This is a genomic window from Veillonella parvula DSM 2008, from assembly GCF_000024945.1.
Taxonomy (GTDB): Bacteria; Bacillota; Negativicutes; order Veillonellales; family Veillonellaceae; genus Veillonella; species Veillonella parvula.
Genome location: NC_013520.1, coordinates 1160984 through 1178086, shown reverse-complemented (window position 1 = coordinate 1178086; position 17103 = coordinate 1160984). Strand labels below are relative to the sequence as shown.

Annotated in this window: 15 protein-coding genes, 1 other RNA gene and 1 other annotated feature; all 16 genes read left to right on the top strand. The window is 37.4% G+C overall.

Annotation, left to right across the window (positions count from 1 at the left end; genetic code table 11):
• Positions 1–30 precede the first annotated feature (30 nt).
• The 16 genes from VPAR_RS05135 to VPAR_RS05065 all read left to right on the top strand — a co-directional run bounded on the left by VPAR_RS05135 (position 31) and on the right by VPAR_RS05065 (position 17027).
• A complete protein-coding gene (locus tag VPAR_RS05135) occupies positions 31–1002 on the top strand; it encodes a bile acid:sodium symporter family protein (protein ID WP_042466766.1) in 972 nt (323 codons plus the stop codon).
• Positions 1003–1246: 244 nt separating this feature from the next.
• Positions 1247–1453, top strand: a binding site (T-box leader).
• A 49-nt stretch (positions 1454–1502) separates the two neighbouring features.
• Positions 1503–2951 (top strand): cysteine--tRNA ligase, encoded by a 1449-nt coding sequence (gene cysS, locus VPAR_RS05130; RefSeq protein WP_012864440.1) that lies wholly within the window; start codon positions 1503–1505, stop codon positions 2949–2951.
• On the top strand, positions 2941–3417 hold the full coding sequence (locus tag VPAR_RS05125) for a Mini-ribonuclease 3 (RefSeq protein WP_042466765.1): 477 nt from the start codon (positions 2941–2943) through the stop codon (positions 3415–3417). The genes cysS and VPAR_RS05125 overlap by 11 nt, the downstream gene beginning before the upstream one ends.
• 1 nt (position 3418) lies before the next feature.
• Positions 3419–4150 carry a 23S rRNA (guanosine(2251)-2'-O)-methyltransferase RlmB gene (rlmB, locus tag VPAR_RS05120; RefSeq protein ID WP_012864438.1) on the top strand — a complete coding sequence of 244 codons (732 nt, stop codon included), beginning with the start codon at positions 3419–3421 and terminating at the stop codon, positions 4148–4150.
• A gap of 2 nt (positions 4151–4152) precedes the next feature.
• Positions 4153–4686, top strand: a complete 534-nt coding sequence (locus VPAR_RS05115; RefSeq protein ID WP_012864437.1) for an NYN domain-containing protein — start codon at positions 4153–4155, stop codon at positions 4684–4686.
• 73 nt (positions 4687–4759) lie between these two features.
• Positions 4760–5434 carry an RNA polymerase sporulation sigma factor SigH gene (sigH, locus tag VPAR_RS05110; RefSeq protein ID WP_012864436.1) on the top strand — a complete coding sequence of 225 codons (675 nt, stop codon included), beginning with the start codon at positions 4760–4762 and terminating at the stop codon, positions 5432–5434.
• 5 nt (positions 5435–5439) lie between these two features.
• Entirely contained in the window at positions 5440–5676 is a 237-nt protein-coding gene (secG, locus tag VPAR_RS05105) for a preprotein translocase subunit SecG (protein ID WP_004695991.1), read from the top strand.
• A 58-nt stretch (positions 5677–5734) separates the two neighbouring features.
• On the top strand, positions 5735–8098 hold the full coding sequence (rnr, locus tag VPAR_RS05100; protein WP_042466763.1) for a ribonuclease R: 2364 nt from the start codon (positions 5735–5737) through the stop codon (positions 8096–8098).
• A gap of 8 nt (positions 8099–8106) precedes the next feature.
• Positions 8107–8577: an SsrA-binding protein SmpB gene (gene smpB, locus VPAR_RS05095; RefSeq protein ID WP_012864433.1), complete on the top strand. Its 471-nt coding sequence runs from the start codon at positions 8107–8109 to the stop codon at positions 8575–8577.
• 154 nt (positions 8578–8731) lie between these two features.
• Positions 8732–9232 (top strand): hypothetical protein, encoded by a 501-nt coding sequence (locus tag VPAR_RS05090; protein WP_012864432.1) that lies wholly within the window; start codon positions 8732–8734, stop codon positions 9230–9232.
• On the top strand, positions 9232–9960 hold the full coding sequence (locus VPAR_RS05085; RefSeq protein ID WP_012864431.1) for a 6-carboxyhexanoate--CoA ligase: 729 nt from the start codon (positions 9232–9234) through the stop codon (positions 9958–9960). The genes VPAR_RS05090 and VPAR_RS05085 overlap by 1 nt, the downstream gene beginning before the upstream one ends.
• A 4-nt stretch (positions 9961–9964) precedes the next feature.
• Positions 9965–11122 (top strand): 8-amino-7-oxononanoate synthase, encoded by a 1158-nt coding sequence (gene bioF / locus VPAR_RS05080; RefSeq protein ID WP_012864430.1) that lies wholly within the window; start codon positions 9965–9967, stop codon positions 11120–11122.
• A 183-nt stretch (positions 11123–11305) separates the two neighbouring features.
• Positions 11306–11647: a transfer-messenger RNA gene (ssrA, locus tag VPAR_RS09550) on the top strand.
• A gap of 192 nt (positions 11648–11839) precedes the next feature.
• A complete protein-coding gene (locus tag VPAR_RS05075; RefSeq protein WP_012864429.1) occupies positions 11840–12457 on the top strand; it encodes a Type 1 glutamine amidotransferase-like domain-containing protein in 618 nt (205 codons plus the stop codon).
• A gap of 245 nt (positions 12458–12702) precedes the next feature.
• Positions 12703–13830: an efflux RND transporter periplasmic adaptor subunit gene (locus VPAR_RS05070; protein WP_012864428.1), complete on the top strand. Its 1128-nt coding sequence runs from the start codon at positions 12703–12705 to the stop codon at positions 13828–13830.
• A gap of 14 nt (positions 13831–13844) precedes the next feature.
• Positions 13845–17027, top strand: coding sequence for an efflux RND transporter permease subunit (locus VPAR_RS05065; RefSeq protein WP_012864427.1), 3183 nt, complete (start codon positions 13845–13847; stop codon positions 17025–17027).
• Positions 17028–17103 lie beyond the last annotated feature (76 nt).

The window sequence follows — 17103 nt, the reverse complement described above, 5'->3', positions numbered from 1 at the left end:
AATAATCGGCGTATTAAATTTTGATTTATTATGAAAGCGAGTGTTTTTATGAGTGTTATTCGTTCTATTAATCACTTATTCAATAGTTATCTATCCTGGATAGTACTATTGATGGCTGTTTTAGCATATATGCTACCTGCAGTATTTTCTTGGATGACTCCTTATATTGCTTACATGCTACAGTTTGTTATGTTTGCGATGGGGTTAACATTAACGGCTCAAGTCTTTATTGATGTATTTAAGCAACCAATGAAGGTTATTCTCGTATCCGTAATCCAATTCTTATGGATGCCATTGGCAGGTTTCTTAGTAGCCTTAGCATTTAATTTTCCTCCAGAAGTTGGGATTGGTTTTATCTTGTTGGGTGCATGTCCTGGTGGTACTGCTTCTAATGTAATGACCTTCCTTGCAAATGGTAATGTTCCCTTATCCGTATCAGCAACAACTGTATCCACATTATTGGCACCTATTTTAACGCCTTTATTTGTCGTATTATATGCTGGTGCAACATCTTCTATTGAAATTCAATTTATGCCAATGTTTATATCCATTGTAAAAATCGTATTGGTACCAATCATTTTAGGTATTGTATTGAATTACTTTATTGGCTCTAAAATTGAGCCAGTTAAATCTGTATGTCCAACGATTGCAGCCATCGCAGTGTTGCTTATCTTGGCAGCTGTAACTGCAGTTAACCAAAAACAAATTGCTGAAACTGGTCTCATTATCTTTGTAGCATGTTTAGTACAAAATTTGAGTGGTTATGTTGTGACATACTTGGTATGTAAAGCCCTCAGTATTGATGTGTCTTCTCGTCGTGCTATGCAAATCGAAGTGGCTATGCAAAATTCTGCATTATCAGTATCTTTAGCACTTAAACATTTTACGCCACAAGCTGCGGTAGCAGGTGCAGTATTCTCCATTATTCATAACTTTACGGGCTCCATCTTTGCGGGGATTTGCCGTAAACATGATGATCAAGAAAAGCTGGAAAATGCATAATATTAATTGATATTAACTAAAAAATTGCCATTAATTGTTTTCTATAAAAGCTATTGTTATTTATAATAATAGCGGTCAGATATTTTAATTATATTGATCCTCATCATTTCTAATTAAGTTGGCTGAAATACACATGTATGATAGGCTAATAGCTAAATTTGAAAGATGAGGATTTTTCTTATAATTATTGACATTCTATAGCATTATTGGTAGAATAATTTTATATATAAATATAGATTATATAATAATAGCTGAGACTGAAAGAAGTACTCTACAACTAACTTTTTAGCGAGAACCGATGGTGGGAGGGTTCATGGATAGGTAGACGAAATGCATTCACGAGCTGACACTCCGATTATAGGTAGGTTTGTCCGGTGACGCGCCGTTATGCGATGAGTGGGTACCACTGTTGGTGCCTAACAGAGTGGAACCGCGGACCATCGTCTCTGTATGAGATGAGAGGTCTTTTTTATTTTACAAAAATGGAGGCATCGGTAACGATGAGAGAAATTACTGTTTATAATACTATGACGCGCCAAAAAGAGGTTTTTAATCCTGTAACACCAGGCGAGGCAAAAATGTACGTATGTGGTGTCACACCATACAATCATCCTCATATTGGCAATGCTCGTCCTTTCGTGACTTGGGACGTAATTCGTCGCTATATGAAACATGTAGGCTATAAAGTAACCTATGTGCAAAACTTTACTGATGTGGATGATAAAATCATCAACACTTCTAATGGTGAAGGCGTCTCTTGGGATACCATTGCAAACCGTTATATCGATAGTTATTTTGAAGTAATGGATGCGTTAGGTGTACAACGTGCAGACATTTATCCACGTGTATCTACACATATTGAAGATATTATTACTATGATTCAAACATTGATTGACAAGGGCTACGCCTATGAACTTGATGGCGATGTATATTATAGTGTAGAGAAATTTGAACATTATGGTGAGTTATCTGGTCGTACATTAGACGATATGGAAGCAGGCGCACGTATTGAAGTAGATGGTCGTAAGAAGAATCCTATGGACTTTGCTTTGTGGAAAGCAGCAAAACCTGGTGAACCTTATTGGGAAAGCCCATGGGGGAATGGTCGTCCAGGGTGGCACATTGAATGTTCTGCTATGAGCCAAAAATATTTAGGCACAGAATTTGACTTCCACGGTGGTGGTAGCGATTTGATTTTCCCTCATCATGAAAATGAAATTGCTCAATCAGAAGGTTGCTCTGGTCAACATCCATCAGTGCGCTACTGGTTGCACAATGGTTTTATCACTATTAACTCTGAAAAAATGTCTAAGTCCTTGAATAATTTCTTCTTGGTAAAAGATATTTTAGAACAATATAGTCCTGATGCATTGCGTTATTTCTTATTGAGCACGCATTACCGTAGCCCATTAGATTTCTCTGATGAGCGTCTAGAAGAAGCTAATAAATCTTTGGAACGGTTAAGCACAGCTATTGAAAACCTTCTTTATCTTGAAAAATGTGAACCAGGTGCATGTGATGAAGCTCAACGTTTATTAGAAAAAGCGAAAGAATACGAAGAAGAATTTGAGGCTGCCATGAGCGATGATTTCAACACGGCTTTAGCAACATCTAGCATGTTTGGTCTCGCAAAGGAAATAAATATTTATTATCAAGCAGTAACAAGTAGAGAAGGCGTTGTTTGCCAAGAGGCAATTGCTGAAGTAAAACGAATCTTCAAATTTATGACAGATGTTATTGGCGTTCTCGAAAAAGCTTGGGAAGGCAACACGGGCGCCAATGCTGCTGAATACGAAGAATTAATGCAAGTTATTCTTTCTGTACGTCAAGCTTGTCGCGAACAAAAACAATGGGCATTAGCTGATTGTATCCGCGATCGATTAGCTGAGATTGGTATTACCATTGAGGACTCTCCTCAAGGTGCACGGTGGAAAAAACGTGAAGTTTAAACAATTTCAATTCTTAAAGAATGAAGCGATAAAAAAACTAACGGCTCTTGAAGAAGAGCCGCTTCGTTTGCGCAAACGAACAATAGAGGAGTGCTTAAGTGCTGATGCAGTTATGCTAGCATATATTGGTGATGCAGTATACTCCATGTATGTGCGTGAACGCGTGGTACAAATGAATATTACAAAAGTACAGATTTTACATACTATCGTTACTGAATTTATTTGCGCTAAATCACAGGCGAAAGTATTGCTAGAAATAGAAAATACTTTCACAGAAGATGAACAAGCTATTGCACGCCGTGCTAGAAATAGTAATGTAAACGTGCCTAAAAGTAGTACTGTTCAAGAATATCGCAGTAGTACGGCCTTTGAAGCAGTACTAGGATTTCTTTATGAAACGCGCCAAGAAGAGCGCTTACAGCATATCATGGGGCAAGCCTTTTCTATAACTCTACGAGGTATGTAGTATGGATAATTATATTGTAGGTCGCAATGCGGTTAAAGAAGCCCTTAAAAGTGGTCGTTCTATTCAACGTATTTTGGTCAGCGAAGATAGGGTAAAAACAGGGTTAGCTGATATTGTAGATCTTGCTAAATCTCAAGGGATTGAAGTTAGACCAACACCAGTTAAGCAGATGAATAAGTACGATTTAGAGGTACCACATCAAGGGGTTATAGCTCTTGTATCGGCCGTTCAATTTAAAGAATTGGGAGAGGTATTACAAGAAACAACACATGAGGTTCCTTTACTCATCTTAACGGATGGTGTTGAAGACCCACATAATATGGGAGCGATTATTCGTACTGCTGAATGTGCAGGAGCTACGGCTGTACTCATTCCTAAACGACATAATGCGCCTATTAATGCTACTGTTGCAAAGACATCTGCAGGTGCCATTGAACAAATTCCACTTGTACAAATTGGTAATGTAACGCAAACAATTAAACAACTTCAAAAACAAGGGTTTTGGGTAATGGGGGCTCATATGGAAGGCGATCGTACCTTGTATGAAGCTGATATGACAATTCCTACGGTTATAGTCATTGGTAATGAAGGTAAGGGGATTAGTCGCGTTGTAAAAGAAGCTTGTGATTTCCTTGTAACAATTCCTATGTATGGGAATTTGAATTCTTTGAATGCATCTGTTGCAGCTGCAGTTCTTATGTATGAGGCGGTACGTCAACGCCAAGCGAAATAACTATGCTGAAAGATATCTTAATTGTAGACGGATACAATGTAATTTTTGCATGGACTTATTTGAAAAAATTGGCTCATGAGTCCTTAGAACATGCGAGAATGGAACTTCGAGATAGATTGTTAAATTATGGTAAATTCAAGGGCTATGAAGTAATCCTTGTGTTTGACGGTAAATATACAAAATCCGGAGGCTCCATTGAATCCATCACAAGTGGATTCATTGAAGTATATACTGAGGATGGAGAAACGGCGGATTCATTTATTGAACGAGAGGTATTTTTACGTAAAGGCAAATATACTAATGTATATGTTGTAACCTCCGATGGGGCAGAACAGAATCAAATTCTAGGCTCTGGAGGGTTGCGTATTCCTGCTCGTGAGTTGCAAAATATGATTCGTATTGCTAAGGAAGAAGAACGACTTCAATATGCTCATGAACATAGACGTGATCAATTTTCAGTGCGTCGTAATGAAGTGGGAGGTTTATTATCTCCTGAAGTGGCTGAAAAGCTTGAGAAATTGCGTCGAGGTCATTGATAGTTGAAAATCATATACTGTTCCAGTATAATGAATATATTGGTTTTTCTCGCTCAATTGTAAGGAGGAGCTTATGAAAATGATTCATACACGCAAGTCCGATTACAATTTCAAGGAAATGACCGATGAGCAAGTTGTGGCCATAGCTCAGGAAGAGCAAAATGAGTTTGCAATCGATTATATTGTTAATAAATATAAGAACTTTGTTCGAGCTAAGGCTCGCTCCTATTTTTTGGTAGGTGCTGACCGAGAGGATATCATCCAAGAAGGGATGATTGGACTCTATAAGGCGACGCGAGATTTTAAACATGATAAATTAGCGTCTTTTAGAGCCTTTGCGGAACTTTGTATAACTAGACAAATTATTACAGCCATTAAATCGGCTACAAGACAAAAACATGCGCCTTTGAACTCCTATATATCCTTAAATAAACCGGTGTATACAGAGGACTCGGAGCGTACATTGATTGAAATGCTATCTTCAACAAAGATTACAAATCCTGAAGACCTCATTATCAGTCAAGAGGAATTAGATGATATTGAGCGCAATATTGGCCATATTTTAAGTGATCTTGAATGGGAAGTCTTGGAAGGATACCTTGATGGACGTTCCTATCAAGAAATGGCTGAGGTCACAGATCGTAGTATTAAATCTATTGATAATGCGCTACAAAGGGTAAAACGTAAATTAGAGAAGTATTTAGAACATCGTGTATTGGGCTCGCATCGAGCATCACAGGAAGGATGATAGTCGTGACAAATTTCTTAATGATTGTAGAAGTAATCGTATCTATTTTATTAATTGTAGTAGTTGTTGCACAAAATAGCAAAAACGCAGGCATGGGCGGTGCTGTTTCTGGTGCAGCAGACTCTTCTTTTGGTGGTAAGCAACGCGGTTTAGATGCTTTCTTATCTAAATGTACGATTATATTGGGGATTATCTTTGCTGTGTTGAGCTTAGTATTAGGGGCAATGATTAATCAATTCTAATGATGAAAGCCTGCTTTGCAGGCTTTTTCTTTTTTCATCCTAATAAGGGGGTGCAGACTTGAAGAAGAAGGTATTGGACTTTTATAAATCTATACAACCACATGCATACCATATTGAGGATGCAGCAATGGATAATCGTATTCGAGGTGGCAAAGATCTTGAAATGTTTATTCGATCTGCGAAAATGCTCGCCCGTGAAGGCGTATTAACTTCATCTCGACCAGATGTATACCGATATGAAGATCAACAGCATGAAGAATATGAAGGTATCTACAAAGGATATCGTAAATCTTATGGATTTGTTATTATGCTGGATGATGAAGATATTTATGTAGCAGAACAAAATAAAGGAACTGCTATGCATAATGATAAGGTACGTGTTCGCATTGTACCATCAGATTATACTAAGCATAAACGTGAAGGCATCATCGTTGATGTTATTGAGCGTGCCAACGAAACTATTGTGGGTACTTACGATAGACAACAACATTTTGGCTTTGTTGTACCTGATGATGAACGCATTGGTACTGATGTTTTTGTGGACTTAAAAAATACTTTAGATGCTCGTAGTGGCGCTAAAGTTTTAGTAAAAATTACAAAATGGCCTGAAGGCAATAAAAAACCTGAAGGAATTATAACAGAAATTTTAGGTTATAAGGGGGATGTAGGCCTAGACATTAACTGTATTATGGCTAATCATAAGATTCCTTTTGCATTCCCTAAAGAGGTAATTGAGGCAAGTGAGAAGATAGATACTATTGTTCATGAAGATCCGAAGCGGTGGGATCTTAGAGACTTACAAATGGTAACTATCGATGGAGAAGATGCAAAAGATCTTGACGATGCTGTAAGTGGTCGTAAATTACCAAATGGTAATTATGAGCTAGGTGTACACATTGCGGATGTTAGTCATTATGTTACTTCAGGCCAGCCTATTGATAATGAAGCATACAAGCGGGGGACTTCAGTTTACTTAGTGGACCGCGTAGTACCAATGTTACCAGAGGTATTATCGAATGGTATTTGTAGTTTAAATGCACATGAGGACCGCTATGCTATGACGTGCATGATGGAGATTGATGATTCGGGTACAGTTGTTAATTATCGTATTCGTCCGTCTATTATCCACGTAGGACGTCGTTGTAGCTATAAGGAAGTTTATAAAGCGCTTGAAGAAAATATCATTCCTGACGATTTAGTAGATTTTATACCTATGCTTCGCGATTTAGCAGAGATTTCAAAGATTTTAAATCGGATGCGTCGTCGTAGAGGGGCATTAGACTTTGATTTTCCTGAGTATAAGGTATTACTTGACCTCGACGGTACGCCGTTGCGTATTGTAAAACGCGACCGAACTATGGCAGAGCGACTTATCGAAGAATGTATGCTAATTGCCAATGAAACGGTAGCAACACATTTGAGAGATACTGAACGTACATCGGTATATCGTATTCATGAAAATCCAAGTGAAGAGAAATTAGATTTATTCCAAAAGGTATTAAATTATTTAGGTCAAAATCTCGTCATCAGTGCTGATGGCGTAACGCCACGAGATTTCCAAAAAATTCTTGATGTGGTGAAGGGACAGGATATAGAGCAAGTGGCTCAAATTATGACCTTACGCTCCATGCAGCAAGCAAAATATAGCATAGAAAATGTTGGCCATTTTGGTTTAGCGTCTACATGCTATACGCATTTCACATCTCCCATTAGACGGTATCCGGACTTGATGGTGCATCGTCTTTTAAAAGCGGATATGCATTGGAAAGGTGGATACTCTAAACGAGATGTAGATGAAGCCTTCTTGGCAGGTGCTGTGGAACATTCTTCCATACAAGAACAAGTAGCAACCGAAGCGGAACGTGAAACTACAGATCTTAAGAAGACTCAATACATGGTTCCCTTTGTAGGTGAAGTTTTTGAAGGTACTATTGCGAGCATAACATCCTTTGGTATGTTTGTAGAATTAGAGAATGGTATCGACGGTCTTGTGCATATTAGCATGATGAACGACGATTATTATTTCTTTGATGAAGAACACTTTGTTCTCGTTGGTAAGCGTACAGGTAAAACATATCACTTAGGTGAAAAGGTTACTGTTACACTTGTAAAAGCCGATGTAGAAAAGAAACAAATCGACTTTGTCCTTGGTGAAGTAGATAACCTGATGGCTATCCAAGAACAATTGAACAGTGGTTCCGATTATGCTACTAGTCGTGATGGTTTTGGTAGTTCTAAGGATCGTAAATCATCCCGTAAAAGCGGTAGAAAATCGTCTAAACGAGATGATTCAATAGCTGGGCGTTCTAGATATGATGTTTTCAGTAAAAAATCTAAAAAAGGTAAATCGAGTCACAAGAAGTCAAATAAAGCTACAAAACGTGGTCAATCTAAAAAATCTAAAAGTAAACGTAAACGATAGAGGAGAATATGGCAAAGAAATCTAGCCCATCGCTTATTGCTGACAATCGTAAGGCGCGTCATGATTTTCATATTCATGAGACCTATGAAGCTGGTATTGCTTTAACAGGAACTGAAATAAAGTCTATTCGTCAAGGTAAGCTTAATCTTAAAGATAGCTTTTGTCGTATAGATAAAAGGGAACTCTTGTTGTATGGCGTTCATATTAGCCCATATGAACAAGGAAATCGTTTTAACCATGAACCGGAGCGGACACGCAAGTTGTTGATGCATAAATCTGAAATCAATAAGTTACATGCTCAAGTTAAGGAAAAAGGATTCTCTTTAGTGCCGCTAAATTTTCATTTCAGTCACGGTTATGTAAAGGTTACCGTAGGTCTAGTAACTGGTAAGAAAATTTATGACAAGCGTCAAGATATGGCGGAACGTGATGCCAAGCGCGATATTGCTAAGCGAATTAAAGAGCAACAAAAATATTAAGAATTATAAGGAATCAAGTCGATATGGCTTGGTTCTTCTTGTATATTTGTTAACTGTGTTATTTTTAGTGGTTGATAAAAATACAGTGAGAATTTATAATGTAAACAATAAGAGATGTTTGTAGTTGACATTTTCTAAGTAGAGGAGATACATTATGAATCAGAACATTCGGTACATTACAGAGGTTGCTATTTTAACTGCCATGATTACTGTATTAGGGGCTATTAAAATACCTAATGTCATTCCAGGTATAGAGTTTCAATTATCAGCCCCGTTGGCGGTAGCGATATGTGCCGTATTCGGATTTAAAAAGTATATTATAAGTGGTTGTTTATCTAGTCTAATAGGCTTAGCATTAGGTACTCAAACCATTTTAAATGTTATGATTGCTATGCAATTCCGGCTCATTGTGGGACTAATCCTTTGGATGTGCCATAATCACATGATAGGTATTATGGTTTCTGGTCCAATTGCATCTGCTTTAGCGAGATTATCTTTGTCTTTATACGTTGGTAAGGCTGCATTACCGATGATAGCTCTCGCAGTCCCAGGTATGATCTTTACAGTAATTATGGCACCAGTATTTGTGAAAGTATTCCATAAAATTCACAACCAAGTACCTCAAAGTAATGTAGTTAAAGGTAAGGTATCATAATGGATGAATTATATAGTGTGCGTATGCGCGCGGCTCAAGGTGGTCCCCATGAAAACGGGGGCCACCATATTTCTGGCGCAGAACGCATTGTGACCTTAAATCAAGTTGGATTTATAGCCCAGTCTTTAGCTGAACGAGCTTTGCATCACAGTAAAGGGACTGCTGATTTTATTAATATTACAGTGGACTTAATTCCGTCGGAAACAATTACATATATAGATTGTTTAAAAGTAAAAGAACATACGGCAAACACAGTTACTGAAGCACATCAATTAGCTGTAAAACTTTTACAGGGGACTGATATTAGTGAGTCAGCTATTAGAAATTCTATTTTTTTATTAAAAAGTCTAGTTTCATCTATGCGGGGAGCTATGTTAGTTGATGCAATTTCTGGTGAGCGCCTCGATGCAGGTAATCGTGGTGTTCGCGTAAGTCATATGGACTCCTTTGATTCTGATAAACTAGGAGATAATGAACATATGAGAGAGGCTTTAGTATTGGCGTCTAAGGTGCAATCTGCAGAAGGGATTGTAGGCGAATTATGTTGGTCTGATGATCCAGATTACACAATAGGCTACGTCGCTTGTAATGGTGTTTATCATCGCATCCCTAATATGAAGGAAATTGGCTCTAATTTAGGGGGACGTGTATTCTTTGTAAAGCCGAATATTGATTTGGAAGGCGTAATTGAGTACTTGGAAAAAGAACCTGTACTTGTTCAGTGGTGATCGTATGTATAAATTCTTCCAAGAACAATTAGATAGTAAAATAAATAACCATAATTTGCGTACTCTAATGGAATACTGCCCTATAGATGCAGTACGGGTTAAAAAAGATGATAAAGAATATTTGATGATGGCGTCAAATAATTATTTAGGTCTTACCTTTGATCAACGTGTAATAAATGAAGCCGTTAAAGGGGCTCAACAATATGGTACTGGTTCAGGCGGTTCCCGTCTTGTATCTGGTACATTTCCATTGTTTACAAAACTTGAAAAGGAACTAGCAAAATTTAAGAATACAGAAAAGGCTCTCGTGTTTAATACTGGATACATGGCAAATGTAGGTACTATTTCTGCTATAGCAGATAAAAATACGATTATCTTTAGCGATGAATTAAATCATGCTAGTATTATTGATGGCTGTAGATTGAGTAAGGCTACTATAAAAGCCTATAGTCACTGTGATGTAGAGGAATTAAAGTTTTTACTTAAACAAGTAAATCGTAATGCACGTAAGCTCATTGTCACAGACGGCGTTTTTAGCATGGACGGTGACATAGCCCCATTAGATAAGCTCTACGAGCTCAGCCGTGAGTATCATGCGTTACTTATGGTAGACGATGCTCATGCGACGGGAACTATTGGCAACGGACATGGCACGGCTGCTTATTATGGTCTTGAAAAAGACGTGGATATTCAGCTAGGTACATTGAGCAAATCTCTAGGAGCTGTTGGCGGCTATGTGGCTGCTAATAGTACTATCATCGATTATCTAGTGAATATGAGTCGCAGTTTTATATTCTCTACGGCATTGTCTCCAGCCGATATAGGTGCCGCTTTGGCCGCATTACAAATCATAGAGTCTGATTCATCCGTATTAAGGCGACTACAAGACAATGTGAACTATATGACAGATTGCTTAAATTCTATGGGAATATATGCCACGAATGAAACTCCAATTTTTCCAATACTTATCGGTAGCAATGAGGATACTCTAGCGGTATCAAATCATTTATACAACGCTGAAATTATAGGTACAGCGATACGTCCACCTACAGTTCCTGTTGGTGAAAGTCGAATTCGTCTAACCGTTACAGCTGCACATAATAGAGAACAAATTGATTATGTGTGCCGGACATTGGATAAAGCTATAAAAGCATTATCTTAGATTTATAATTTCAATTTGATAGTTCAATTTATGGTAGGACATAAATTGATTTAAAATCATAATAAGATTTACTAAAGTTTTACTCTTGTATTGGAGTAGAAATCAGTGATTTACAAGCGTCGTAAAGGTCTATTGCAATTGACAGTTATAATAAATAGGCTTATAATTATGAGACCGACGCACGGGGATGTAAAGGTTTCGACAGGGGTGCGTGTGGTATAGATAGCGAGTCGGCGTTCCATGAGGCCGTTAAACGGTGGGAAAACATTTAAACGCAGAAGAAAATTTTGCATTAGCTGCATAAGCTACGTCCCTCATACTTGTGCCTACCAAGTGTGAATGGACGTCAAACAGTAGGCTGGTCTAATTTAGTTGTTCATATGAATTAGGCGAGACAATATGAACTGGGGTTGTGTAGCTTGTCTGTGAGCGATAGCAACCCAAGATCTCAATCATAGACTGTGCTCGGAGAAGTCTATATGGCAACACTCTTGGACAGGGGTTCGACTCCCCTCATCTCCACCAAATAAGAAGCGTACATTTTAAGAAATAAGTTTGCGCTTACAGATAAATTTGTGATTATTCGGCTATAATAGATAAAGGAAAGCCGATTAAGTGGTTTTAAAACCGTCTAAGTAGATTCTTAGGCGGTTTTTTGTATATTAATAATAAAATTTTCAAATTAATTTAAATAAAGAGTCTTTGAGGTGATAAAGCATGGAAATTTTACTTATGTCATATTTAGCGGGAACAGAAAGTATAACAAAAAAATATCTTTCGAAAATGGTTTCGAATAAGATAGTTTTTATTCCTACTGCTGGTAATGTTGAACCATATACTGGATATATTGATGAAGGTATTGAGATGTTAAAGTCTTTAGGATATGAATTGGAAATTATTGATATTTCTAAATATGATGAAGATTATTTAAAAAATAAACTTTCAAAGACTGAATGTATCTGTATATCTGGTGGTAACACATTTTATCTATTACAAGAGCTGAAAAAGAAAAATCTTATAGGCCTACTTTATGAAAGAATCAAAGAAGGCTTATTATATATTGGTGAATCTGCTGGCGCAATTATTATGTCTGAAAATATTGAATATAATCAGATAATGGATGATAAAAGTATAGCATCTGAATTAGATGATTATATGGGTGTAAATGTATTTAATCATTATGTTGTGCCTCATTTAGGAGAGTATCCATTTGAAGAGACTGCTCAGAAAACATTAGATACTTATCAAGATATGATACCATTAGTGCCGATAAACAATAATGAAGTAATCTTAGTTGAGGATCATGGTTATACGGTATTAACTGAAAAAAAGTAAACTAGTAATATATAGTTTTATAATTCTAAAACTATTTAAGTTCATATTGAATATAAAATGTCAATAGTTTTTAACATTTTTGTTGTATACAATATATGTGGGTTTAATCAGATTTTATCTATGTTCTACAAAGGTAGAGGGGTATCGGAAAAATTGACTTTATCTATAGAATCCTGTAAAATATATAAAGATATTTATGAAATTATGTGACATGAATGATTCGTTTCTGAAAAGGAGTACAGATAATGAAGTATCGTTATTCCCGTATGTTAGCAGCTCTCGTAATGTCTGCTGTGATGATTGCAGGGTGTGGCAACAATCAACAGCAAGCTGGTGAGATTAATGTTAATACATATAAACTTACAGCAAGTGATACACAAGTTGATCAAACATTTGCTGGCACTGTAGTTGCGGAGAACTCTGTAGCTGTACATGCTCGTGTAAGTGGTTATATTGTTGAGAAGTTTGTAAAAGGTGGGGAACAAGTAGTAGCGGGACAACCATTATATCGAATTGATTCTCGTCAATATGAAGCGAGTCTTGCTAATGCAGAAGCACAAGCAGCTCAAGCTAATGCAAACTTGAAAAATGCTGAAGTAGATCTTCAACGTTATGAAACTTTGGCATCACAAGATGCGATTGCTCAACAACGTGTAGATACGCAACGTAGTGCTACAGAGCAAGCTAAAGCTACTTATGAAGCGTATGAAGCATCCGTGAAAATTGCTCAAGATAATATGGGGGATACCATGGTATATGCACCATATTCTGGTACATTACGCATGGATGACGTAGATACAGGCACTTATGTTCAGGCTGGCTCTACTACATTGGTTACAATCGATTCTATTGATCCAATCTTCGTTGAGTTTAGTATGACTGAGCAAGAATATCTTGATTTTATGAAGAATCCTACAACGGATGATTCTAATGGTCCAAATATTCAATTAAAACTTGCTGATGGCGAAACATATAATGAACTTGGTTCTATCGTGCAAGCGGCTAAGAGTTTAGATCAATCTACGGGTAAGCTTGTATTGAAAGCGTCCTTCCCAAATCCTAATCATTTATTATTACCTAATATGTATGCTACTGTTGTTTCTCCTGGTGAAAAGATTAAAAATGCAATCCTTGTACCAAGTCGTGCAATTTTACAAATCATGGACAAAAACTTTGTTTATGTTGTAAATGCAGCTGGTGTAGTAGAACAAAAGACAGTAGAGATTGGTGGTACTAAAGGTAATGAAACGATCATTAAATCTGGTTTGGCTACTGGTGATACAATCATCGTTGACGGCTTAACTAAGGTGAAAAATGGCGTAAAAGTAAATGGCAAACTACTAACTAAAGAACAGTTGAAAGCTACAAAATAAAAGGAGGATAGATCGTGTCGAAATTCTTTATTAATCGACCTATCTTTGCCATCGTAATAGCCATTGTTATTACGTTGGTAGGGCTTATCTCTATGATGAACCTTCCGGTAGCTCGATATCCACAAATTTCTCCACCTACAGTTCAAGTTAATACTGCTTATACTGGTGCAACTGCTCAAGTTGTTAATGATACAGTAGCCAGTGTTATTGAAACGCAGATTGTAGGCGTACAAGATATGGACTATATGACATCTAATAGTTCCAGTAACGGTAGCTATTCGTTGACTGTTCAGTTCAATCAAGGTACAGATGCTGATATGGATGCGGTTAATACACAAAACCGTGTTCAAGCAGCACTTGCACAATTGCCTTCAGAGGTACAAGCTGTAGGTGTTACAACTACTAAATCTTCTGGTGATATGGCACTTATATTCTCTTTGAGTTCACCAAATGGCACATATGATGCAACATTCTTAAAGAACTATGGTACCAATTATATGATGGATACAATCAAATCCATTAAGGGTGTTGGTTCTGTACAGGAGTTCGGATCTGATTATTCTATGCGCATTTGGCTAGATCCGGCGAAGATGCAAAAACTTGGTGTTACTATCTCTGAAGTTACGGCGGCTATAAAAGGTCAAAACTTACAAGCCGCAGCAGGTACAGTAGGGAAAAACCCTACAAATGGTGAACAAGCCTTTCAATATCCTATCAAAATTGATGGACGTCTCGTAACACCTGAACAATTTGGCAATATTGCTATTAAAAGCATTAATGGTAAGGTATTACATCTAAAAGATGTCTCCCGTATTCAAATTGGGGCTGAAGGATATGACTTCATCGCAAAATCTGCTCACAAAGAGGTTGCCGGTTTTGCTATTTCCCTACAAAATGATGCTAATGCATTAGAAACAATTGCTAATGTTAAGAAGGTTCTAGATGAGCAATCTAAATCCTTCCCACCAGATATGCAATATAACGTAGTTGTAGATAATACTAAATTCGTAAGTGCATCTATTAATGAGGTTGAGCATACATTTGTAGAGGCATTGCTCCTTGTTTTAGTTGTAGTATATGTCTTCTTACAATCTTGGCGATCCACAATCATTCCTATGATTGCTGTGCCAGTATCTTTGCTTGGCACATTTGGCGCTTTTGTTTTATTAGATTTCTCTATTAACACTTTGACGCTTTTTGCCATGGTTTTGGCTATCGGACTTGTTGTTGATGATGCTATCGTAGTGGTAGAGGCTGTTGAATATGAGTTAAAATATAATGGTTTACCTCCAAAAGAGGCGGCTATTAAAGCAATGGAAAATGTGCAAGGACCAGTAATTGGTATTGCCTTTGTATTGACTGCTGTATTTGTACCAGTTGCTTTCATGGGTGGTATGACAGGCATCCTTTACAAACAGTTCGCATTAACGATTGCTGTTTCCGTTGTAATTTCAGCTATTATTGCACTTGTGTTGACACCAGCATTATGTTCTACAATGTTGAAACCACATATATCTAAAAATCGTGAAGATTGGTTACATCGCCAATTAAATAAGTTTAATGCTGCTCTAGAACGATTCAGTAATTGGTATGGCATCCAATTAGCGCGTTTAAGCCATCGTTTAAGTTTAATTGTTATTACATTGCTAGTATTTGCAGGTGGTACAGCCTTAGTTTTCCACTTCTTACCAACTTCTTTCGTACCAGCTGAAGATAGTGGTTACTACATGATTGCTATTAATGAGCCACCTGGTGCTACATCTGAACGGACTATGGCTACACTTGAAAAAATTGCATCTTTCTTGGAAGAAAAAAATGATCCTGAAAAACCTAAGGATGAACAATTATTCCAAGAAGTATTTACTGTCGCTGGTTTTGACCTTTTAGGTGGTGGTCAAAAGTCTAGTGCTGGTGTAATTTTTGCTACTATGTCTGACTGGAAATATCGTACTACTGCTGCAACTTCTATCAATGCAATGGTTGGTCAAACCTTTGGTTTTGCCGCTCAAGGTGTACCTGAAGCAACAGTTATTGCTATGAATCCACCATCTATTCCAGGTCTTGGTACTACTGGTGGTTTTAGTATGTACATCATTAACAAAGCTGGCGATAGTCCACAAGTTATGGCTGACCGTACTAATGAATTTATTGCGGAAGCTCGTAAGAGCCCAGCAATTCAATCTATTTATACTACTTTTGATACATCTACGCCGACATTACAATTTAATGTAAATCGTGAAAAAGCGGCTCAAGATGGTGTAGCATTAGCTGATATCTTTACCACTTTGCAAGGGTTCTATGGTAGTATTCAAGTTAACGACTTTACTACTTATGGTAAAAACTATAAGGTTGTAGTCCAAGCGGAAGACGCATATCGTCAAAATGCGGATCAGCTTAATATGTTAGCTGTTAGAAATAGCAATGGCCAAATGGTTCCTGTTTCTAACTATATTACAAAGGAACAAACAGGTACACCATCTAGCATTACTCGCTTTGATAATGCGATGGCCGTACAAATTGGTGGTTCTCAAGCTAGAGGATATTCCTCTGGTGATGCTATCAATGCATTAAAAGAGGCCGCCGCTAAAACATTACCTGCTGGTTATACATATGATTGGGCAGGGCAATCTCGTGAAGAGTTAAAAGCCGGTTCTCAATCTATGTTGATTCTAGGTTTAGGCCTTGTCTTTGTATTCTTAATCTTGGCTGCCTTATATGAGTCTTGGAAGGTTCCATTTGCCGTATTGTTCTCCGTACCATCTGGTATGATTGGTGCTTCTTTAGTACCATTCTTATTGAACTTCACAGGCAGATACTCTTTGGCAAATGATATTTATATGCAAATTGGTCTTTTAACCTTGGTTGGCTTGGCTGCAAAAAATGCGATTCTGATTATCGAATATGCTAAGATTCGCGTTGACGAGCGTGGTATGAATGTTGTTGATGCTGCTATCGAAGCTGCAAAAATTCGTTTGCGTCCAATTTTGATGACATCCTTTGCATTTATCCTTGGTGTATTACCATTGGCAGTATCTAGTGGTGCTGGTTCTGGTGCACGTACTTCTATGGGTATTACTGTAGTAGCAGGGATGACAACAGCTACATTGTTTGGTATCTTTATCATCCCAATGTTGTTTATCATCATTGAAACAATTGGACCTGGTTTGTTAACAAACCGCAAAAAGAATCACGACTAATCATTTATATTAGATAATTTTATAGAATGTTAAAAACACGTCACTACTTAGTAGTGGCGTGTTTTTTTGTATGATT